We start from the raw sequence: 21,161 nt of genomic DNA on the forward strand, positions 1-21,161 counted from the left end.
CCCAGACCACGACCGTGCGCGGTGCATCAACGTTCCCTGTCGGAAGTTGATCGTTGACGTCCTGCACTCTCGATTCACACGGGCTTCCTGCCTCTGCGTTGGGAGCCCTTCCCCCTTCGACGGCAATTGCTTTCACAGCGGCGCTATGGAGTTTGCTCAATGTCAACGACGGTCGTTCAGCACGTCCTCTCGCGGTTGCGCGACGTCGGTATTACCGACGTTTTCGGTGTTCCAGGCGATTTCTCCTTCCCGCTCAACGACACCGTCGATGCTGCCAGCGGAATGCGCTGGATTGGCTGTGCCAACGAGCTCAATGCCGCTTATGCCGCAGATGGCTATGCGAGGGTCAAAGGTGCCGGCGCTGTCTGCACCACTTTTGGCGTGGGTGAATTGAGCGCGCTGAACGCCGTCGCCGGCGCCTACGCCGAACAACTCCCGGTCTTTCATCTGGTGGGAACGCCACCGATAGCCGCGCAGGCCGCACGAATCTTATCGCACCACACGCTGGGCAATGGCGACTTCAATCTCTTCCAGCGCATGAGCGAACCTATCGTGTGCGCAAGCGCGGTGATGACGCCACAGAATGTGGCGTATGAAACTGAACGACTCATTCATGCTGCATTCTACCATCTCCGTCCTGTCTACATGGCGTTTCCCGCGGACTTGGCCACCCGACCGGCTTTGGGACGCGCGAAGCCGGTTGACGGCCCGGAAAGCGACGCCCTTTTCCTCGAACAAGTCGTTGAGAACATCCTCTCGGCCCTTGGCCGGGCGAGGACTGCCTGCATCCTACCTGGCTTTCTAGTGGCGCGCAGCCGTTTGGAAGCGTCGATGCAGGCCGTGATCGATTCATCCGGGCTGCCCTTCGCGACGATGCTGCTCGATAAATCCGTGCTCGATGAAAGCCAGCCAGGCTACATCGGCATGTATGCCGGCCGATTGCTGGATGAGGATGTGTGTCAGTTTGTCGAGAGCTGCGATGTTGTGCTCGCCGTGGGGGTCGTGTTCAGCGACCTGAATACAGGGGCGTTCACGGCCCATCTCGATCCCGCGCGACTGATTTCGATCGGTCTGCATCAGGTGACGCTGCGGGGTCGAACATACCATGGCATCGAAATGGCTGACGTTCTCACTCTTCTCTCGAAACGTCTGACCAGGCGGCGGCAACCAGCTTGCGTTCGCGCCACGTCCGTCCGAGCAGCAAGTGGCGATGACTCGGCTCCGATCACGGCGGCCGCGCTATACCCTCGCTGGAACATGTTCATCCGTCCCAACGACATCGTGGTGGCCGAAACCAGCACCGTGTCAATGGGTCTTGGCTTTGCTCGACTGCCGAGAGGAGCGACCTTCTACAACCAAGCGCTCTGGGGCTCGATCGGCTGGGCCACGCCAGCCGCGCTCGGTGCCGCAGTTGCCGCACCTGGCTCTCGCGTGCTGCTCATCACCGGAGAGGGCTCTCATCAATTCACTGCGCAGGAAATCGGCCAATTCGGCCGTCTCGGCCTGAAGCCGGTGATCTTTGTGCTGAACAATGGCGGGTACACGCTGGAGCGCCTGCTCTGCGGCGATCCTGGTGCCTCCTACAATGACATCGCACCATGGCGCTACGCCGAATTGCCGCGAGTGCTAGGCTGTGACGGTTGGATGACTTCGCGAGTCGCGACCTGCGGTGAGCTCGACCAGGCGCTCAAGCGCGCCAACAGTGCCGAAGGCGGAGTCTACATCGAAGTGGTGACAGCTCCGGATGAAGCGCCACCATTTCCGCTGCGACTGAGAGACGCGGCGACAAGGCTGTATCGACCAGACTGACGTCAGCCAACTTGCTCGGAATGCTGCTGAAAGCACTCCCCGGCCTCGATCGTGTGGCAATGTGGGTTTATGGTGCGCTCGGAGGGCGTTCGCATTTGCTGGGGTTTCAACGGCTTGTGCCGACGACGAGGATCGAAAGGGTCGTTTCAGGCTCAAAGGGGCCTTTCAGCTCCGTTAGCCGGTCCAACTTCGCACGTGAAGCAAATGAACGCAAAAAGGGCAGACGCGAAGGGCTTGGCCTTGACGGCATGGGACCGCAGGTCCCCAAAACAATCGAAAGGAAGTCAGCCGAAGGCTGTCCTGCTGACCTTGCGCGAGGGATCGTCACCAGACCGCGGGGACGCTGCAAAGCCTTGGCGAAGCAGCGGCTCCGGGAGCGCAGCGAGTAGTTCCTGGTACGGCGTGGCGGCACGCGCTTTACCAATCCGCAAGATTCTTGACGGCCGAGTCGTTCGCTGGATATGCTTACACTGTGAAAACGCTTGGCCAAAAAATCCGCGAACGCCGCGAAGAGCTCGACCTCTCGCTCCGTGAATTCGCGAAGAAGCTCAATTGCTCGCCCCCATTCATCTCCGACGTGGAGCACGGACGGCGCTTTCCGTCCGAGCCAATGCTGGAGGAGATGGCGCGCCTGCTGAAGCTCGATGTCGCGGAAATCAAGCGGCATGACCAGCGCGCGCCGCTTGATGAAATCAAACGCATGACTGAGCAGGACCCCGGCTACGCCTTCGCATTCCGCACTCTCGTCGATAAGAAGCTGACGCCGGAACAACTTCTCGAGCTCGTCAATAGGAGCAAGCCTTCACCCAAAGGAGGCAAGAAATGAGGACGTACCGGACGAACCGGGGGCCGTTCGCAGCCCGCCCTTTCTATAAGCCCGCGGAGATCGATCGCATCTGCGGCGACGCTTTGAAAGCCGCGGGGCTGATGCCCGACACGCCCGAAGCCGTCAGGGTCGAACGGTTCGTCGAAAAGCACTTCAAGATCTCACCGCGATACGAGGCGCTTCCCGACGGTGTGCTCGGCTATACATCGTTCGGGCCGAAGGGGGTCACGGGCATCGTGATCACGACGGCGCTGGATGAGGAAGGCGGCAGCGTCTCCGAGCGCCGCATCCGGACGACGCTCGCCCACGAGGCGGGGCACGGCCTGCTTCATACGCATCTCTTCGCCCTCGGCGAGAAGCCGCCGAAATTGTTCGAGGACGGAAGCGACCGGCCTGAAATTCTCTGCCGGGATGTTCACGGCACGGCGCACGAATCGCGCTACGACGGGCGCTGGTGGGAATTCCAGGCGAATCGGGCGATCGGCGGTCTGTTGATGCCGCGCGGTCTCGTTATCAAGGCGGCGGCCCCCTTTTGCGAGGAACGCGGCGGGCTGGGCCTGCCCACCCTCAAGGAGGACGAGCGGGAGCGCGCCGCCCGCGAACTGGCTGAAATCTTTGACGTAAATCCTGCCGTGGCCCGTATCCGGCTCGATGATCTTTTCGCCCGCCCAGAGAATGGTCAGCTGACCCTTTAATTTTTTTGACAGACGTGTTAGCTATATAAGCTAACGTTGGCATACAGTCCAGCGGAGGCATCTGGATCGGCGCTAGAGCCGGGAAAGGAACTAATATGCAGAGCGAAACTATGAGTCAGGCGATGGCGAAACCCGATAAGGGACCGAAGTACATTCTCAACATCGAAGGGGAGGAATTTCCCTGGGAGGAGGACACGATCACGACCGAGCAGATTGCCGAGTTGGGCGGCTGGGACATCTCGCAAGGCGTGATCGAGGTCGACCAGCACAACGTCGAACGGACGCTTGCACCGGGCGAGGTCATCGCGATCAAGCCGGGCCAGGGATTCGGCAAGAAGCACCGCTGGAAGCGTGGCTGATGCGCGCGCGTATCAGCCACGAACTGGCCCTGCTGCGCCGCCACTTCGGCGACGTCGAGCACGCGGAATCGAACGGGGAAGACTGGTTCAGGATTCCCCGTTACGTGCTGCCCGAAGGCTGGCGCATCGGCGACAAGGCGGTGAGCGAGCTGCCGGTCTGTTTTCTGATCAAGGGCAACTACCCCGGCGATGCGCCTTACGGATTTCTCACGCCCGCCGGACTGAATTTCAAAGGCGCCGCTCCGAATAACACGGGCGCTCCACCGTCGCCGCCGCCCTTCTCCGGCGAGTGGCTGCATTTCTCGTGGTCGGTGGAGAATTGGTCAGCAACCGCCGACATGGGCAAGGGCTCGAACCTGCTCGCGTGGGTGCGGAGTTTCATGGTGCGATTGCAGGAGGGAGCATGAAGGCATTTTTGAAGTTGGAGAACGGCGCGCTCGATGATTTGATGGCGCACCTGCTGCCGTCTGGCTCCGAAGAAGAGCAAGCGGCGTTCCTGTTTGCCCGCGCCGTGCGCAGCGATCATCAGGTCACTTTTGAGGTCGCGGAAACGAAGAAGCTCGGTCCTGGCGACTTCATCGTGCAGCAGGACGACTATCTAGAACTGGCCGATGAAACGCGCGCCGCGTTGATCAAGCGCGCGCACGATATCGACATGTCGCTCGTGGAATTGCACTCGCATCCCGGCCCATGGCCCGCCGGCTTCTCTTACGCCGATCGCCTAGGGCTGCAGGAGACCGTGCCGCACATGTGGTGGCGGCTCAAGAAGCGTCCCTATCTCGCCATCGTCGTCGCGAAGTCCGGGTTCGACGCCCTGCTCTGGCTCGACAATCCGAACATCCCGCGTCCGCTGGACGGGATTGTCGAGGGCAGTCGCATGCTCAAACCGACCAACTTTTCTCTGGGAGGCTGGGGATGAGCGATCTTCCTGCCCGCTTCGACCGCAACATCCGCCTCCTCGGCGAGGATGGCCAGCGCAAGCTGCGAGCCACGAACGTCGCGGTCATCGGCGTCGGTGGCCTCGGCAGCCCGCTCGTCCAGCACCTTGCCCTGCTCGGCATCGGCGGCGTCACGCCGGTCGACGACGAGGAGCTGGACGAGACAAATCGCAACCGCTTCGTCGGCGCAAGACATGACGATCCCGTGCCTGGCAGTCCGAAAGTCGAACTGGCCGCGCGTCTCGTGCGCGAGATCGATCCCACCATTCGCGTCACGCCGGTAAGGGCAAGCCTGCTCAGCGAGGAAGCGTTCGCTGCCGTGAGGCAGGCGGATTGGGTGTTTGGCTGCTTTGATGAGGATGGCCCGCGATCGATCCTGAACGAGCTCTGCGCGGCCTATGCAAAGGACTATGTCGATCTCGCATCAGACGTTCCGGAAGCGGGCGTATACGGAGGGCGCGTCTGTGTCGCTTGGCAGGGGGGCGGCTGCCTGCACTGCCTCGATGTGCTCGATCCTCGTGATGTCGAGGCATATCTGAGCACGGACGCCGAAAATGCGGGCAGAGCGGCGATCTACGGCGTGCCGGTGGACGCGCTGCGCGAGATCGGACCTTCCGTGTCCCCCATCAACGGCGTCGTTGCCGCGCTCGCCGCAACCGAGTTCATGGTCGCCGTCACCGGCATGAGAAAGCCGCAGCGCCTGATCAACTACTACGGCCACATACCGAAACTCACCACGGCGAAGCCGAAGCCGGACTGCTACTACTGTAAGGGAATTCGCGGTAAGCCGCAGGACGCCGATGCTGAGCGCTTCCTGCGGATGCCGCATCTTGGTGAAAGACGGCTTAAAAAGGCTCTGTGAATGTCAGCTTAATGCTTGTTCTCGTACCGAAGCCGTACAGGCACCTTATAGCGCTCCTTAATTAGCGGACACTTGGTAGTCATCGTCGACGAACCAACTCCTCCGGGTCGACCCTTAGAGCCTTGGCTATCCGCTCAATCACTAAAAGCGATGGGTTTCTTTTACCGCTTTCGACTCCGCTCAAATACGTCTGATGGACCTCGGACAGGCCCGCGAGCTCTTCCTGGCTGAGCTTCCTTGCCCGACGTAATTCTTGAATGTTCAGACCGACTCGATCCTGCAAGCGCATGCAGGACAGCAAGAGAAACTATGCTGACTAGCCCATAGACTATGAGTCATAAAATGGATATCCTCGCTACCTCTTGAAGAAATTGGGCGACCTATGTCAACAGGTCCGGTCAAGCTGCGCCTCAGTCCCTTCGTCAAATGCGGTCGAGAAATCTCGAACGTCGGCTATGTCGACGTGTCAACCGGGAGGGTTGTGGCTTCATTAGAGGTCCCTCTCGAACTGATCGAGCGTGCGGTTCTCGCCAACGCGTCCGTGGAAATAGCTTTGGCAGGCGACGGAAGAATTGCGTCCTCCGTCGCTGGAGGGGCAACCGTCTGCTCGTCGGCGGTTAAGACAATTTCCATTGACCAGCTAATCCAAGGGTTCCTGACTAGTAGCAACCTGCGTATGGAAGAAACGACACAAGCGGAGCTCAGAACGCTCCTGAAGCGGCTCCAAGATTCAGCTCGCGCGGTGCAGCACGCGATCGCGTCGTTCGAACGTTCGGCAAATGAGGCATAAGAGCGCTCAAACACCGTTAAAGCTTCTCGTGTTGCACCACCGCTTGATGCCTTCGTCGGCATCTTTGCCACCATTCAATGAGTCCGGTGGCCGTGGGTCGCGATTTATTCGTCCGCTGCCTCCGAATGAGGCGCAATTCGGCGGCTCGTTTATTCAGCCGGCCATGTCGGAGCCCGCTCGCTGAGATCGGTTCGTCAATCTAACGTGGGACAGTAGATCCAGCGCGCCTGCGCGATTGTTCCCGGGCCGGAGGGGCCTTGGCGATCAGCGGGAAATGCCGATGTCCGTGGTGAGACCCATCATAGAGCGTGGCCATGGGCGAGACACATCGGCGCGCCGCATGCGTCCAATCCATGCCGGACTGCCAGGCCGCGACAGGTGCTGCCTCGGTGAGCGCCTGGCGATACCGCGAGTAACCAACCGCCGCGCCCCGGTGTCCGACGACCTCACCGGGCAAGCCCAACTCCTGACGACGTCGAGGCGGAGATGGCGAAGGCCGACGTCGTTGGCTCTGGTACTGCTCGGCCAACGGGCGAAACACGCACCTGGATCGACGCTCCCAATTCGCATTCCAACAGCACACCGTGCTGCGCGCGTCCGTGATCAAGTGAAGCGTCCAATGAACGGTGACTTCATGCGAGACTCCCAGCAGAGTTGCTGTAGACTGCTGGCCGTGCTCGTGGCCCTTCGGCTAACGGCCGAGCTTCCCGCCCCGAATTCGCCGTCGATCTTTTGCGTGGTCCCATGGCGACCCGTGGTCACATACTCACCCGCAGATGCAATAAGCAAGACGCGTCTTGACCTTGGCTTGGCTTTGGCGACATCGCAGATTGTAACAGCGCTAACTCTTAGATGTGCAGACAACCACTTAGCCGCCCTTCGGCGACAGTGCTTTTATCTTGCCCTCACTCCTTCTGTTGTAAGCGTTCGGTTCCCGCACATCTTCCGAGAATGCCTCGCCGTTCCATATTGGATTTCTCTGCAGCATGGAGAATCTCGTGGGGCGGAAACAATATGAGAACAGAGCACGCCGAACCTGGTGGTCGGTGCACATCGAGGCGTGGCGTAGAAGCGGCCTCAGCCGGCGCAGTTACTGCCGTCAGCATCGCCTGGACCAGGGCACATTTGCACGCTGGCTGAGCGTCCTGGTCGACGTGGAAGCCCTTAAAGTACAGGCCGAATTGAGGCGTGAGGAGCGTCGTTTGCGGCGGTCTCTCAAGGTGTCCAGCGACGCGCGCAGCCGCGCCGTCCAGGCGTTCTGGGCCATGCATGTCGAGGCGATGACGTGGTCGGGAATGAGCATCCGGGCGTACGCAGGCGCCCATGGAATATCGCGTTACGCCCTCGGGCGATGGCGCGATCTCATCGAGGCCAAGGAGGTGGAGATCGACTGGCGAGCGCAACTCCATCCCAGTGCCTGCGCCCAAATAAGCACTGGTGCTAGCAGCGCTGCTAAGGGGTCCGGCGCCGAAAGCCGCTTGACAGACGCCTCGAGCGACGATCCGTCGGTCGACGGACGTTCCAACCGGCGCCGCTTCAGCGACGAGGAGAAGCTCGCGATCGCACGCGAATCCGATGCTCCCAATGCCAGCGCCGCCGAGATCTGCCGGCGCCACGGCATTGTCACCAGCATGCTGTTCCGGTGGCGAGTTCAGTTCGGGTTTGGCCGACGAGCGCGGGCGAAATTTGCCCAGGTCGAGGTGGCAAACGCAGCGTCAGACGCTCCTTCGCCCCTCGTTCTGCGTGATTTGTTGCAGCCGCCTGATGGCATGGTGGCAGTCGAACTGCCCGACGGTCGGCGCGTCTTCGCACCCGCCGATGTTGATCCGGACGCCGTCCGTCGACACGTCGCCGAGCAGGAGATCGCATCATGATGGTCGTTCCTGCGGGCGTGAAGGTGCATCTGGCGCTGGGGTACACCGACATGAGAAAGGGCCTCGACGGGCTCGCGACCATCGTCCAGGAAACCTTGAAGAAGGATCCGTTCTCCGGCCACCTGTTTGCGTTCCGGGGCAAGCGAGCGAGCATGCTGAAGATCCTGTTCTGGGACGGCAACGGGCTTTGTCTGTTCACCAAAAAGCTCGATCAAGGCGGCTTCATCTGGCCCAGAATGAGCGATCCAGGCGGCACGGTCACGTTGTCGCCGGCGCAACTGGCGATGCTGATCGAAGGCATCGACTGGCGCACGCCGGAGCGTCGATGGCGTCCGGCCATTGCCGGTTGAATCGCAAAAACCCGCATAGAATATAGCGAATTTGATTTTTCGAATCAGGGTGTCCGAGTAGAATCGGACATGCAGCTTGATCTCAACAATCTGCCGTCGGACCCAGCACTTCTGCATTGCCTGGTGCGCGACATCGCCTCGCTCATCGAGCATCGAAACACTGAGATCGAGCGCCTCCGCCTGATCATCAGACAGCTTCAACGCGCGCAGTACGGGCGTCGCTCCGAGCGGCTCGACACCGACCAGTTCGCGCTTGGACTTGAAGATCTGGACACCGATCTGGCAGCAGCCGAGACAGATCCCGACCCAATCACGCGCCCCGCGCCGGCTCCGGATGCATCGCCGAAACGCAAGTCGCTGCCCGACCATTTGCCGCGCGAAGAGGTCGTTCTCGGCCCTGGGAATGAGGCTTGCGCGGGCTGCGGCGGGGCCTTGCATGCCATCGGCGAGAGCATCAGCGAGATGCTGGATTGGGTGCCGGCTCAGCTGCGCGTCGTGCGTATCCGCCGCCCGAAATTTGCCTGCCGCGCATGCGGGACCGTCACCCAGGCCCCTGCTCCCGAGCGGCCGATCGCGGGTGGTCTGGCCACGCCGGCCCTGCTCTCCCAGGTGCTGGTCAGCAAATATTGCGACCACACGCCGCTCTACCGCCAGGCGCAGATTTTTGCGCGCCACGGCGTCGAACTGGAGCGTTCGACATTGGCCGGCTGGGTTGGCGGCGCCTGCTGGTGGTTCGAGAGTTTGCACGAACGGCTGTGCAAAAACGTGTTCGCCTCCGATCATCTTTTTGCTGACGACACCCCGATCCCGGTGCTGGATCCTGGCCGCGGACGGACGAAAACAGGGCGATTGTGGGTCTATGCCCGCGATCAACACGGATGGGGTGGACCGGCGCCGCCGGCAGCAGTCTACCTGTTTGCGCCGGATCGAAAGGCCGAGCGTCCCGCCTCGCATCTCGAGCATTTTAAGGGCGTTCTGCATGTCGATGGCTATGCCGGCTTCGAGCGGTTGACCAGCAATGGCGACATCATTCTTGCGGCTTGTTGGGCTCATACCAGGCGCAAGTTTTACGAGATTGCTGAGGCCGACGGCGCCCCCTTGGCGCTGGAAGCCCTGCGCCGGATCGGCGAAATCTATGCCGTCGAGGCCAGAATCCGCGGTCAATCGCCGGCGCATCGGCTCGCCGCGCGGCGCTCATTGTCCAAGCCGTACGTCGACAACTTCCGGCTTTGGCTGGAGGCGCAGCTCCCCCTGCTGCCCGGTCGCGCCAAGCTCGCCGAGGCGATGCGGTACGCTCTCTCGCGTTGGAATGGCCTGACGCGCTTCCTGCACGACGGTCGCGTTGAGCTCGATACGAACCCTGTTGAGCGTGCGATCCGCCCCGTCGCGCTCGGGCGCAAGAACCACCTTTTTGCCGGAAGCGATGGCGGCGGAGCGCGCTGGGCCATCCTCTGTTCGCTGATCGAAACCTGCAAGCTGAACGGCGTCGAACCTTACGAATACCTTCGCGATGTGCTCACTCGTATGGTCGATGGATATCCCGTCAACCGCCTCGACGAACTCCTGCCGTGGGCCTGGAAAGCCGAGAATCCCGTCAATGGATGAGGTCAGGTGCAAGCTCTGGACGCTTACCTTCTGTTCGCAGCTACCAGCTCACCCTTCCTCATCTTGCCGCAATCGCATCTGCTGATCCACGAGGCACGCAAAAAAATCGGCTGCTCGGCACGTGCCCAAGCCCTCGATTTTAGCCTCTTGGCTGTCCATAGATTGGCGTAAATTCCAACGCGGGGGAGCGATCTTTTGCATCGAAACGAAGAGAAAAATCCATCGGACGACCTTCATGCTTCGGGGCAGAATTCCGCTCCGTGCGAGTGCGTTTCGTCGATCGAAATAGGATGTTTCGCTCGTTGCCAGCCGCGTTTGCTCCTCCAAAGTGGGCCTAGCTACGGGCTCACGTGCGTCGGTCGGCGATATCCAAAACGTGGTCTCCGGAAGACAAAAAAGGGCTCCCGCGCGATGCGCGGGAGCCCTTCATTTGATCCTAGTCGACAGGATTCCAGATCAGGAAGAAGCTGCCGTCACCGTAAAGGCCGACCGTTCGACCAAGGTTGGCGCAGAGCTTGCGGCCTCCCAAGCCGGGTACTGCGAGCGACAGGCTGACGTAGTCCGTTCCGCGGCTCTCGCCGGTGAGAATCCGACCGGATCCGACCTCGAGCCCTTGGGTGAAGATGCGGAAGTCGGGTGGAGCATCGCTGGACTTATCGCGGTTCGGCACGATGTCGATGTCGGCGCAGATAGGCAGGAATTTGAGCTGGCCCCTGAAGCCGCCGTTAATTGTGCGGGTGACGAATCCGATCGCGGTCATGGTCTGTCTCCTTCGTTGCCGCAGGGCCCGATGCCCTGCGATGGCGAGACCGTCATGGCGGCCGGCCCACATCCGAACCCTTGGGGCGAAGTGCAGCGGCGCACCCGAGCCCGCTCCTTTTTTGCAGCGAAGCGGCCGCGAGGAGCCGGCTTGCCGGCGGGGAAAAAAGGAAGCGCGCGAGGGTTTCGGATGGGGGACGGCTGCCATAGGTCGTAGCGCCATAAGCAGGGAATCCTCCCCTTCCGGCGAAGGAGCCAGGCCTTGCCGCCGAGCGGCTCCTCATCGCACCAACGATGCTGGGACGACGATTCGATGTAGCCTCAAGTCTCGAGTTTCTCGCGGTCCAGACCAGATTATTTCGCTTAGGAAGCGGGTCGGTCTCGCATCCGAGGCGCCGTCCTGGCGACGACCATCGAATAGAATTCGGCGCTATCAGTGGGTAGCGCAGATGACGATGAGCTCGCGAACCACCCAACGAAAGCGCACCAAAAGCTCAATTAGTTCCCAACGCAACGCCTAGAATTGCCTCTGAGCTGCGTCACGAATCTCTGGCTGCGCGTCTCCCTTTTGAGGAAGAACATGCTCTTCCGCCTCCTGTTAAAAGCGGCGCGAGAAACGCAAAAAAGCCCCGCCTCCGAGGAGGCGGGGCCGATGCTTCCGGCCGGTCAGTCGCCGCTGCGCCGCGACCAGATCAGGCTAAAACCCTCCTCGCCTTCGATCCTGACCAGCGAGGCGTAGATCGGGGCCGGGAAGCTCGGATCGTCGAGCTTGACCGAGAGATATTCGCGCTCGCTGTCGCGGACGGTCTTCTTCCAGGCGGCGCCGAACTCGGTCGCGCCCGCGAAGATGCGGTAGTCCGGCGCCTTGTCGTTGTCCTTTTCGGATGCGACGAGCTTGGCCTTGATGTTGAGCGTCAGCGTCTTGATCGAGCCGGTGTAGCCGCTCTCGGAAGCGGTGAAAGTGCCGATGGTCGCCATGATGATCTCCGTCTGTCTTGCTCGGGCCGCGTCCATCGCAGCCTCGATGGCGATCCTTGGCCCGGGGAGCGATCGGCCCGCAGCCTTAAAGGCCCGCAGCGCCAGCGGAGGACGGCGAAGGGCTGCTTTTTTGTCTCCCCGCGAGGAATGCCGCCCGCTTCGCGGCAGGGGAAAAAAGCAGGCGCGAGCTGTTGCGGGAAGGCGATCGAGGCCCTTGCCGTCCCCCGGGCTTGATCAGCCCAATCGTGGCTGCGTTGGACGCGAGCCCATGACCGAAACTGACGGAGATTTCCTGGCGACCGCCACGTCACAGCATTAGACGACGGCTGAATCGGTGGAAGATAAGCCGATGTCCGTGCATCAATCGCAGCGAAGACGCAACCGGATCAACGCAAGGAAACCGGGCCACATGTTCGCACAGGACACCGGTCGGACCGCCGGAATTGTCCGCCCCAATGCGCGCTGGATGCGCACGGTCAAGGCCAAGATCCACACTCCGGGCCCCGGTCTTCGGCTCGCTGGTGAAGGTCGAAGGGGGCGCGATGCAGCCACCCTGGCTGCAGCAATCGGTGTAGATCGGACGGGTCATTCGCCCCCAATCGGAGGGAGCCCTTGCGTGAGCAATCGCCGCTTTGCATCCATGGAATCGGCCGCGCACCGTCAGGTGCGCGGCCGCAATTTTTGGAGCCCTGCCGGGGCCGCCTAGCAGCCCCGGCGTTGGCCTCACTCCGCAGCTTCCGCTCGGAGTTCGCTACCCTGCGCCTCGCCTTGCACGTCAGTTAGCCCTTGCGAAGCAGCCGTCCGCAGCAACGCCGGCAACCAGCCGGTCGCCGCCAACAGCTGCTCTGCGGCCTGCGCCATGCCGGCCTTCTTCATGTCCGACAGACGCTCGGCCGCCTCCCCGCCCACGCCTTCGCGGACAGCTTCCAAGATGCCAGCCTTGGTGACGCGGCCGAGATAGCTGCGCACCGTCGGGCGCCAATATCTGGTCATGTCGAGGGCCACGGCCTCCGCCAAACGGCGGGCCGCCGCCAGCGCCCGCGGCCTCCGGTCGAACGGCAATTTGACCGCATTGACCGTTAGGGAGACGCAATGCGCGAACAGCGCCATGCGGCTGTCGTGGTCGAGCTCGGCCACGAATTCCCACAGTCCGGCGACGTCCTTGGGCATCTGCCGTGCCCAATTGGCATGCCGATCCGACCACGCCTTGCCGGCCGGCGTATCCTCGATCTCGGCCGCATGCGCAGCCAAATCGCAGTTCACCGGCTGGATGCCGACCACGTGCGCATTCGCTCCGAAATAGAAGATTTGAGCGGCGAGCGCATGGGTCACCGCCACGATGGCGACGTCAGGCTGCTCACTCAAATTGAGCCGCAGCCCCAAGGTTCGGTGCGCGGTGAGGTCGCGAACCAGAGCGTCAGACAGCGGCCGGTCCTCGTCCTCCTCCTCGCTCGCGCCCTCGTCGTCCTCGCCATCCGGCGCGGCCTCCTCGCCTTCCCGATCCTCCTCATCCCGCGCCCCGACGTCGCTTTGCTGGCCGGTTTCAGTCTCGGGTTTCTCATCTTGGGGGCGGATAAAACCCCGTTCGATCCTTAACGTGCCGTCGTGATTGAGGATCACGAAAGCCCCGCCGCGTGCGACGTCCTCGGCGTCATAGGCGGTCCGCATTGCTTCCAGCCGGTCGATCTCAGCCTCCAGTTCGCCAAACCGCGCAGCCACGTCGTCGGGCAGTTCCTCGGCCGTCTGATGCTGCTCGGTCAGTCGGTCGAATTCCGCGTGAGCCGCCGCAAGGGACGCCTCATCTTCCGACGACAGCACCACCGCATGCGGGTAGACGCGGCGCATGCCATGGGCATGCGGGAAGTCGAGATAGGCCTCGGTCCACCGCCATCCCTCGGCCGCCCTCAAGGCATCTGCCTCGCGGCCAAGCTTTGCCGTCACCAACAAATCGAGCAGCGCGACGTCTTCCAGATAGCCGCCGCGATCCTCGGTAAAGAGGTCGCGCAGCACCGTGCCGCCCGCCTCCATATAGGCCTCGAGCCCGACAAAACGTACGCGCCGATCCGTGGCCGGAACGTGGGTTTCGGTGAGCAGACGGCGGATGGTGCTGGCATCCGGGTCGAACGGCAGGCGCTCATAGAGGGCTTCCTGCCGGGCATGATCATCGGTGATGGCAAACGCCATCAGCTGCTCAAGGGTCAGATCGCCGTCCCGATAAAGCTGCATCAATCTGGGCGAAACCGCTCCAAGGCGGAGGCGCTGCCGCACCACATGCGCGGTCACGCCGAAGCGGGCCGCGATGTCCTCCACACCGAAGCCGCGCTCATCCGCGAGCTTCCGGAACGCCTCGAACTCGTCGGCCGGATGCATCTTCTCCCGGGTGACATTCTCGTCCAGGCTGATCTCGTGGGGATCGTTCGCGGTGTCGACGACGCAGCGGATCGGCTCGCTCTTCCTGATCTCCTTGCGCTTGACCCGCAGCAGCTGGGCCAGCCGCCTGCCCTCGCCGATGGTCACACAGAAGAACCCGGTGGCCGCCCCCTCGCCATCGACTTCCGGCTCCACAATCAGATTCTGCAGGATGCCCTTCGCCGCAATACTCGCCGCCAAAGCCTCGATCGCCGCCTCGCTATGCGGTGTCTTGCGCGCATTCTTCGGCGATTTCTTGAGCTTGCTGAGGGGAATGCGAACCTCAGTTCCATCCGGTATTCCAACTGACTTGGCCGACATGATCATTCTTCCTTTTGGCTTCCATGGGTGCAGGGCGCACTCCGCGCCTGCACCCCTGCCCGTCGGCGAGACCGGGGGTAGCAAGGGCCAGGGCGACCCGAGCGGAGGGGTATCGCCCGCCCGAAGGGCCGCTTCGCAGAAGCGGGTCTGCACAAGCGCGTGCCTATGTCGTCCGAAGTCGGCAGAGTGAGAACAGCGCGGAAGACCGGGGAGACCGCTCGGGTCGGCGCCGGCGCAAAGCCGGCGCTTTACCCTGGCGCGCGCGAGGGGCGGAGCCCCTGAGCCCTCGACGATAAGAACGCTGGACAACCCGGAAGAAGTGAAATCAAGCGACGAGTGCCAAAATCAAAAAGGGCAGCCGCCGACAGGGCAGTGATAGCGACGCGGGCATGCAATGCCCGCGGGCACCGAGGCGACTGCAGTCGCGAGACCGGTTAACAAGGCACCCGAGCGCGGGACAGTGATAGCGACGCCGGCATGCAATGACGGCGGGGCCCGCGGGCGAGTGCCTCCGGCGAGTGACACATTATATATTGCGGTATATTGCGTGGGTGATCGTCATATGCTTGCGCTTGAGCGAGGGATGCCAGCCGGATGGCCAGGACGTCACACGGCGCGGTTCCCAAGAGCCGGTGCGGCCATCGCCGCACGCGCCCGGACAGGAACACGATGACCAGGTTTGACGAACTTGGACCTTCCTGCGAGCCGCTGTCATCGCATCACTCATCAGCGCGAGGACGACGTTTTCTGCGACTCTTCTCTCTCATGCCTTCTCGAAGTCGCAAACCCGGTCTTCCATCGTTACCGCCTCCAGACGCGCAAAGCTGAAGCGAGCGGAGCGTCGACTCGTCAGACTTCAATCATTGAGTTCGCAGCCTCGCGAAGTCCGGGCATGTGCTAGGAGCGGAACGAATTGCGGGCAGAGCGATTCGTCTGTCAGGAGCGATTTCAATGCTGATGACGAGGCAACGAAGGCCGGCGATACGGACGCCGCGCGGATGGGCGATCCACGTGCTTCAGGAAGCGGGCGCTATCCGCGAGTGCGAGGAGCACGGCTGGATGCAGGATCGCGCCGATCCGCACGCGCGAGAGCGGGCGATCGAAATCGCCCGTAAAGATCCACCGGTGGGCCTCTCCACTGATGAAGCGGTGGCCGAGGTCCAAGAGGTGCTGGATTCGATCGGCGACACCTGCCCGGAATGCCAGTAGTTCAGAAAGGACGGGCTACTTGAGCGTACGAGACATCCGTCTCATGGTCCCGTTTTCGAGATACACAACACCATCCTGGGTCGCGCTATCCACGAACTCCGCGACAAAGGCGCGCGCGATATCGTCCTGCTCGATTGCGCCAAACCGCCCCGGAATCAGGCGGCCGAGCCAGGCGACATAGCTCGGCGTATGAACATTGCCCGCGATGATTCCCGGCCGAAAGATCGCGAGACGTTGGAAGCCTGCCGCTTGAACCGCCTCTTCCTTGAGCCCCATGATCCGGACATAGCGGATCCTGCTTTGCGAGGTGCTTCCGACGGCCGAGAGCAAAGCAAACCGTGTGATGCCTGCGGCGCGGCAACCGCGGGCAAAGCCGCCGACCACGCCGATCTCAAGGGCCTTCAGCTCGTCCTCGCTCCATTTCAGGCTGCCTTGACCGACACCGACACAGCATGCCGCAAAGACGGGACCGGCTTGCCCAAGCATGCTCTGGGCGAGCTTGTTCACCTCTGATGGAAACTCGGCAGCTGCCGTATCCAGAACCACCTGCCGCACCCGGGGAGCCGCTCTCAGAGAAATTGCCCGGCGATTGACCATCACGACTTCAGCGCAGCGCGACTCCGCAGCCAGCGCTCCCACCACCGCAGCGCCCACCTGCCCCGTGCCGCCGATGATCAAGACACGAAATGCCATGCCGCATTTATATCAGCAAAATTGAGCAAGACGACCCAGGCTGACTTGCGCTGCGGTGTCGCGGCCGGCTTCCTTGCCGCGACTTCCTTCGCGGGTTTCTTGCCGGCGATCGGCATCAGCATCTCCTTTTGACCGCTCGCGGCCTTGCGCAGCTTCCTGGCGGACTTCGATGCATTTGCGGCCTTCTCGTTGCCGATGCTCTCACCCAGCGCGTCCATCAGATCGACGACATTCTCGCCACGCAGCCGCCCTTTCGCGGCAATCGGCTTGCCGGCGCGCTTCCTGTTGATGAGGTCGATAAGAGCAATTTCATTTTGTCTTCGAACTTCTCAGGCTCGAAGTGACCCGACTTTTGATTGACGATCTGCTTGGCAAGTTCGGACATGTCCCTGGTGACACTGACATCCTGGATGTTGTCGAAATACTCGGCTTCGGAACGCACTTCGTAAGAATAGCGCAGCAACGTCCCAATCAGGCCTTTGTCCATGGCCTCGATAGTAGGGCCGGATCAGATTTCGCGAATCGATTTCGGTGCGCTTTTGCAACCCGTTGCGCTTGGCCACCTGACATAAACCGCCGCGCGTACATACGCCGTAACCAAGAGATCGTCTGCGCTCCTGACCGCTGCCTTCCGAAGGCAAAGGTCACACGTTCGAATCGTGTCGGGTGCGCCAATTTCGCTTGGTTTCACAGAATGATGCGTGCGCTGACTGTTCGCCGTTCCGGATTTGTGTGAGTAAGCAATCTGGCTGCGTCAAAGGCGAATTTGCAATCATCGCCACTGAAATGCAGGTTGCGCAGCACGCGTGGGTGCAAAGAACGCCAGCGATAGCGGTCGCAAGCCGAGTCTTCCTGTCCTGGTCTACCGTCCACCCAAGTCGCCAACACCTGGTTTGTTAACGCTCTCGGACAACCTTGCGGGCTGGTTTGGTATCATTGGTACCGGCAAGGAGGCCAGTCAGCCGTCGCCGGATGATCTGCTCGGCTTCGCTCATGATGCGGTCGATCAGTTCTTTGACCGTCGGAATGTCGTGGATCAGGCCGACCACGAGGCCGCAGCTCCATGCGCCGGCATCCATCTGACCGTTGATCATCACCTTGGGGTAGACGCCTGCGACCTGTGTATGGATGTCCTCGGTTTTCAGCAACGCGCCCTTCTCACGCTCGATCTGGAGAAGCTCGTCGACGCCCTTGTTCCGCAGCACGCGTTCGGTGTTGCGAAGTGCGCGCATCACCAGCACCGTATCGAACTCGGTCGCCTTGACCAGCGCCTGCTTCACGTTGTCATGGACCGGCGCTTCCTTGGTGGCGATGAAGCGCGTACCCATGTTCATGCCGGCCGCGCCCAACGACAGCGCGGCGACCAGGCTGCGCGCGTCCGCCATGCCGCCGGAGGCGACGAAGGGGATCTTCAGTTCGTCTGCTGCGCGCGGCAGCAGAATCATGTTCGGGATGTCATCCTCGCCGGGATGACCACCACACTCGAAACCGTCGACGCTGACGGCGTCGCAGCCGATCTGCTCGGCCTTGAGCGAATGCCGAACCGAGGTGCACTTGTGGATCACCTTGATGCCAGCCGCCTTCAGTGCCGGCATGTATTGCTCGGGGCTGCGGCCCGCGGTCTCCACCGCCTTGACGCCGCCTTCCCTGATCGCGGCGATGTATTCCGGATAAGGCGGCGAAGTGAAACTCGGCAGGAAAGTGAGGTTCACGCCGAACGGCTTGTCCGTCATGCCACGGCAGCGCGTTATTTCCTTTGCCAGAAGGTCCGGCGTCTTCTGGGTCAGCCCCGTGATAATGCCAAGGCCGCCGGCATTCGACACCGCGGACGCGAGTTCGGCGAAGCCGACGTAATGCATGCCGCCCTGGATGATCGGATGCTGGATGCCGAGCAATTCAGTGATTGCTGTCTTCACGTGAAAACTCCGTTTTCAGATCAGTCCGAGGAGCCCCGCCGCGCCTATTCGTCAGGTCCGCCGAGCGGTCCAGTACCCTGAGCAACGCGCGCCTCCTGAATAGCCGCTCCATGTCCCGCGACCGGAATTGCTCGAGAGCCGGCCCGAGCCGGCCGCATACTTATCCGGAACGGTCACAGAGGCGCGGACGACGCCCGAACGCGCCACTTTGCCCCTGAACTTGACGAGGTTGGGATGCGTGACGACGCCCTCGGTGATGTTGACGGAGAAATTATAGGTCGGGTCGCACGCGCCTCGTTGCGTCACGAAGAGAAGGTCCCATGACCCGTCATACGCCGAGCGGGCTTGTGCGGCCGATATGAAGGCGACCAGGCAACCCGCGGCTACCGCTGATGTGAAGAGGTTTCTCATTGTGTGCTCCATTGTTTTCGTCATTCGCTTGGTCGAAAAAATTGCCTCAATGCGGGTCGCTGATCTCGGCGAGACCGTGGCCGATGCGGCATGCACTGCTGGTCACTCTGCCGCGAGCGCATGGTGTCGCCGCGGCAATCCGACCCGGCCCCATATATCGACCAACGCCTCACCGAGCGCGTCAATCAGCTTGTCATCGTGATAGGGAGTCGGCGTGATGCGGAGCCGCTCGGAGCCACGCGGGACGGTGGGATAGTTGATCGGCTGGACATAAATGCCGTGCTCGGCGAGCAGGAGATCGCTCGCCTCTTTGCACCTTTCCGGATCACCCACCATCACCGGGACAATGTGCGTCTCACTGGGCATGACCGGCAGGCCCACCGCATTGAGCACGGACTTTACCCGCGCCGTGCGCTCCTGATGGCGGTCGCGCTCCCATTGCGAAGACTTGAGATGCCGGATCGCTGCGGTAGCAGCGGCACAGACCGCCGGCGGCAGCGCGGTGGTGAAGATGAATCCCGGCGCGTAAGAGCGCACCGCATCGATGATATCAGCGTTCGCTGCGATGTAGCCTCCTAAGCAGCCGAATGCCTTGGCCAGGGTGCCCTCGACGACGTCGATGCGATGCAACGCACCTTCCCGCGCGGCGATGCCGGCACCGCCGCGGCCGTACATGCCGGCCGAATGGACCTCGTCAATGTAGGTCATGGCATTGTAGCGCTCCGCGAGGTCGCAAATGCGCTTCACCGGCGCGATGTCGCCGTCCATCGAGTAGAGAGCTTCGAATATGATCAGCTTCGGCCGCTCGGGCGCCTCCGCCGCCAGCAATTCTTCGAGGTGATCCACATCATTATGACGCCAGATTTTCTTTTCCGCACCAGCGCGCCGCACACCTTCAATCATCGAATTGTGGTTCCAGGCGTCAGAGAGGATTAGGCAATTCGGCAGCAGCTTGGCGATGGTCGCGATGCCAGCCTGGTTCGACACGTAGCCCGACGTGAAGACCAGCGCGGCTTCCTTGCCGTGCAAGTCGGCGATCTCGCTCTCCAATTCGACCAGTGGATGATTGGTGCCCGCAATGTTACGGGTGCCACCCGCGCCAGCGCCCATGCGGGTCGCGGTTTCGATCATTGCGCCGATCACCTTCGGATGCTGCCCCATGCCGAGATAGTCGTTCGAACACCAGATCACGACCGGCCGCGGGCCATCCGGAGAATGCCACACTGCGCGCGGAAAACGTCCGGCGATGCGCTCGAGATCGGCAAACACGCGGTAGCGTCGTTCGGCGTGCAGCCGAGTTAGCGCCGCGGAAAAGAAATGATCATAGGTCATCGAATCTTCGCCTGGTTTTTGCTCAACGATTGGGACGTCGCCTACTCAAAGAACCGCCGAGCCCATCCGATCCGCTGTCGCCCATCAGGCTGAAAGGGGCGGCCGGTCCTCGGGAGGGGAAAGGACCGGCCGCGGGGATGCCCGGCGAGGGACACGGGGGGAGGCACGCGCCGGGAGCCCAAGCTGCGTTCAGCTAATCGTGACAGATGCCGATGCTCCATATTTGGCGAACCATTTTGGCCCGGGGCCACGCATGTAATGAAGCTCGGGCCGATACGGATCGTGAGCCCTCGCCATGAGCTTGCTCAGTCTGCACGCGAATTCGTTCACCATCTGACCAAGCGGCACTTTCCGCGATCCTATTGCGCGCATGCTGACCTCAATGCGGCTTGCCAAGTACGAAGGCGAAAGGGACCACGAAGAGCTCATCGCCCTGGTCGTCACTGACATGCAGGACCCAGTCACGCCAATCCTCGAGACTGTGCTCGCTGGTGAAGGATTGCACAAGGCGGGTCGCATGATCGCGCGCCTCGGCGAGATCGTTCACCATCGCGCCGTGTTGATCGAGGAAAACCTTCCTCGTGGTCGAACGGTGGAAAAATACCTGGGTCATGTCCAATCTCCTTCGAACGGTGTCGCGGCGGCGGCGGACGCGCGAGCCAAGGCCTTCGCCGCATCGGCATGCGAAGCTTGCTCCGCTCGCTGCTCGTACATCTCGGCAAGCGTCTTCAATTGATCCGCAACCGCTCGATCTGTCGCGGCATTGGCGGAGTGCAGCAAAGTCTCCGCCGTTTTCAAATATTCCTTGCCGCGTCGTGAAATCTGCAACGTCATGGTGCCCTCCGTCGGCCCGGCGATGAGCGGGATCGATCCGGCTTGGCTCGTGTTATGCAGAATTCTCCCGGGCGTGGCTTTGCTTCGGTTGCCGCGATTTTGTCATGGATTGCTGTCGACAGCGGCCGCCATATCCGGCCGATGCAGCCGCGACGTTCGAAGCCAAATTTCGCATTTGGGCATAGAACTGA

Annotated in this window: 21 protein-coding genes and 1 pseudogene; 11 read left to right on the forward strand and 11 right to left on the reverse strand. The window is 61.9% G+C overall.

Annotated features, from left to right (window positions below):
• Nucleotides 1-159: 159 nt before the first annotated feature.
• From CI41S_RS23285 to CI41S_RS23315, 7 genes are all read left to right on the forward strand, one after another.
• Entirely contained in the window at nucleotides 160-1,809 is a 1,650-nt protein-coding gene (locus CI41S_RS23285; RefSeq protein ID WP_139861744.1) for an alpha-keto acid decarboxylase family protein, read from the forward strand.
• Nucleotides 1,810-2,281: 472 nt separating this feature from the next.
• On the forward strand, nucleotides 2,282-2,635 hold the full coding sequence (locus CI41S_RS23290; RefSeq protein ID WP_172628150.1) for a helix-turn-helix domain-containing protein: 354 nt from the start codon (nucleotides 2,282-2,284) through the stop codon (nucleotides 2,633-2,635).
• Complete coding sequence (locus CI41S_RS23295; protein ID WP_244626654.1) at nucleotides 2,632-3,330, forward strand: ImmA/IrrE family metallo-endopeptidase; 699 nt, start codon at nucleotides 2,632-2,634, stop codon at nucleotides 3,328-3,330. The genes CI41S_RS23290 and CI41S_RS23295 overlap by 4 nt, the downstream gene beginning before the upstream one ends.
• Before the next feature lie 122 nt (nucleotides 3,331-3,452).
• Nucleotides 3,453-3,689, forward strand: coding sequence for a hypothetical protein (locus CI41S_RS23300; RefSeq protein WP_139861746.1), 237 nt, complete (start codon nucleotides 3,453-3,455; stop codon nucleotides 3,687-3,689).
• Entirely contained in the window at nucleotides 3,689-4,096 is a 408-nt protein-coding gene (locus CI41S_RS23305; RefSeq protein ID WP_139861747.1) for a hypothetical protein, read from the forward strand. Before CI41S_RS23300 ends, CI41S_RS23305 begins: the two co-directional genes overlap by 1 nt.
• Nucleotides 4,093-4,608: a Mov34/MPN/PAD-1 family protein gene (locus CI41S_RS23310; protein ID WP_139861748.1), complete on the forward strand. Its 516-nt coding sequence runs from the start codon at nucleotides 4,093-4,095 to the stop codon at nucleotides 4,606-4,608. The genes CI41S_RS23305 and CI41S_RS23310 overlap by 4 nt, the downstream gene beginning before the upstream one ends.
• A complete protein-coding gene (locus CI41S_RS23315) occupies nucleotides 4,605-5,489 on the forward strand; it encodes a ThiF family adenylyltransferase (RefSeq protein WP_172628151.1) in 885 nt (294 codons plus the stop codon). The genes CI41S_RS23310 and CI41S_RS23315 overlap by 4 nt, the downstream gene beginning before the upstream one ends.
• Before the next feature lie 79 nt (nucleotides 5,490-5,568).
• Here CI41S_RS23315 and CI41S_RS23320 read toward each other — a convergent pair whose 3' ends face one another.
• The gene (locus tag CI41S_RS23320; protein WP_069278491.1) at nucleotides 5,569-5,778 is read right to left on the reverse strand and encodes a helix-turn-helix domain-containing protein; all 210 of its coding nucleotides are present in this window, start codon (nucleotides 5,776-5,778) and stop codon (nucleotides 5,569-5,571) included.
• Between the two features lie 1,487 nt (nucleotides 5,779-7,265).
• Between CI41S_RS23320 and tnpA the strand changes: the two genes are divergently transcribed.
• The 3 genes from tnpA (at nucleotide 7,266) to tnpC (ending at nucleotide 10,108) form a co-directional block, all read left to right on the forward strand.
• Nucleotides 7,266-8,153, forward strand: a complete 888-nt coding sequence (gene tnpA / locus CI41S_RS23325) for an IS66 family insertion sequence element accessory protein TnpA (protein ID WP_139861750.1) — start codon at nucleotides 7,266-7,268, stop codon at nucleotides 8,151-8,153.
• Nucleotides 8,150-8,503, forward strand: coding sequence for an IS66 family insertion sequence element accessory protein TnpB (gene tnpB / locus CI41S_RS23330; protein ID WP_139861751.1), 354 nt, complete (start codon nucleotides 8,150-8,152; stop codon nucleotides 8,501-8,503). Before tnpA ends, tnpB begins: the two co-directional genes overlap by 4 nt.
• 69 nt (nucleotides 8,504-8,572) lie before the next feature.
• Nucleotides 8,573-10,108, forward strand: coding sequence for an IS66 family transposase (gene tnpC / locus CI41S_RS23335; protein ID WP_139861752.1), 1,536 nt, complete (start codon nucleotides 8,573-8,575; stop codon nucleotides 10,106-10,108).
• 436 nt (nucleotides 10,109-10,544) lie between these two features.
• Here the strand turns inward: tnpC and CI41S_RS23340 are convergent, their stop codons facing one another.
• From CI41S_RS23340 to CI41S_RS23350, 3 genes are all read right to left on the reverse strand, one after another.
• Complete coding sequence (locus tag CI41S_RS23340; RefSeq protein WP_139861753.1) at nucleotides 10,545-10,868, reverse strand: DUF736 domain-containing protein; 324 nt, start codon at nucleotides 10,866-10,868, stop codon at nucleotides 10,545-10,547.
• 665 nt (nucleotides 10,869-11,533) lie between these two features.
• The gene (locus tag CI41S_RS23345) at nucleotides 11,534-11,845 is read right to left on the reverse strand and encodes a DUF736 domain-containing protein (RefSeq protein WP_139861754.1); all 312 of its coding nucleotides are present in this window, start codon (nucleotides 11,843-11,845) and stop codon (nucleotides 11,534-11,536) included.
• Between the two features lie 723 nt (nucleotides 11,846-12,568).
• Nucleotides 12,569-14,575, reverse strand: coding sequence for a ParB/RepB/Spo0J family partition protein (locus CI41S_RS23350; RefSeq protein WP_139861755.1), 2,007 nt, complete (start codon nucleotides 14,573-14,575; stop codon nucleotides 12,569-12,571).
• Nucleotides 14,576-15,526: 951 nt separating this feature from the next.
• On the opposite strand from CI41S_RS23350, the gene CI41S_RS23355 reads away from it, so the two are divergent.
• A complete protein-coding gene (locus tag CI41S_RS23355; protein WP_139861756.1) occupies nucleotides 15,527-15,784 on the forward strand; it encodes a hypothetical protein in 258 nt (85 codons plus the stop codon).
• Between the two features lie 15 nt (nucleotides 15,785-15,799).
• Here CI41S_RS23355 and CI41S_RS23360 read toward each other — a convergent pair whose 3' ends face one another.
• The 7 genes and pseudogenes from CI41S_RS23360 to CI41S_RS23395 all read right to left on the reverse strand — a co-directional run bounded on the left by CI41S_RS23360 (nucleotide 15,800) and on the right by CI41S_RS23395 (nucleotide 20,970).
• Nucleotides 15,800-16,477 carry an NAD(P)H-binding protein gene (locus tag CI41S_RS23360; protein WP_139861757.1) on the reverse strand — a complete coding sequence of 226 codons (678 nt, stop codon included), beginning with the start codon at nucleotides 16,475-16,477 and terminating at the stop codon, nucleotides 15,800-15,802.
• Nucleotides 16,459-16,973 (reverse strand): annotated as a pseudogene (locus CI41S_RS23365) (Ku family protein); the annotation flags it as partial. The gene CI41S_RS23360 and the pseudogene CI41S_RS23365, both read right to left, overlap by 19 nt.
• A gap of 400 nt (nucleotides 16,974-17,373) precedes the next feature.
• Nucleotides 17,374-18,393, reverse strand: coding sequence for an NAD(P)H-dependent flavin oxidoreductase (locus CI41S_RS23370; protein ID WP_139861758.1), 1,020 nt, complete (start codon nucleotides 18,391-18,393; stop codon nucleotides 17,374-17,376).
• A gap of 51 nt (nucleotides 18,394-18,444) precedes the next feature.
• Nucleotides 18,445-18,804, reverse strand: a complete 360-nt coding sequence (locus tag CI41S_RS23375; protein WP_244626655.1) for a hypothetical protein — start codon at nucleotides 18,802-18,804, stop codon at nucleotides 18,445-18,447.
• Nucleotides 18,805-18,906: 102 nt separating this feature from the next.
• Entirely contained in the window at nucleotides 18,907-20,136 is a 1,230-nt protein-coding gene (hemA, locus tag CI41S_RS23380) for a 5-aminolevulinate synthase (RefSeq protein WP_139861759.1), read from the reverse strand.
• 379 nt (nucleotides 20,137-20,515) lie between these two features.
• Nucleotides 20,516-20,749 (reverse strand): DUF6894 family protein, encoded by a 234-nt coding sequence (locus CI41S_RS23390; RefSeq protein WP_139861761.1) that lies wholly within the window; start codon nucleotides 20,747-20,749, stop codon nucleotides 20,516-20,518.
• Complete coding sequence (locus tag CI41S_RS23395) at nucleotides 20,746-20,970, reverse strand: hypothetical protein (protein ID WP_139861762.1); 225 nt, start codon at nucleotides 20,968-20,970, stop codon at nucleotides 20,746-20,748. Before CI41S_RS23395 ends, CI41S_RS23390 begins: the two co-directional genes overlap by 4 nt.
• Between the last annotated feature and the right edge of the window lie 191 nt (nucleotides 20,971-21,161).

Source organism: Bradyrhizobium ivorense, from assembly GCF_900696085.1.
Classification (GTDB): domain Bacteria; phylum Pseudomonadota; class Alphaproteobacteria; order Rhizobiales; family Xanthobacteraceae; genus Bradyrhizobium; species Bradyrhizobium ivorense.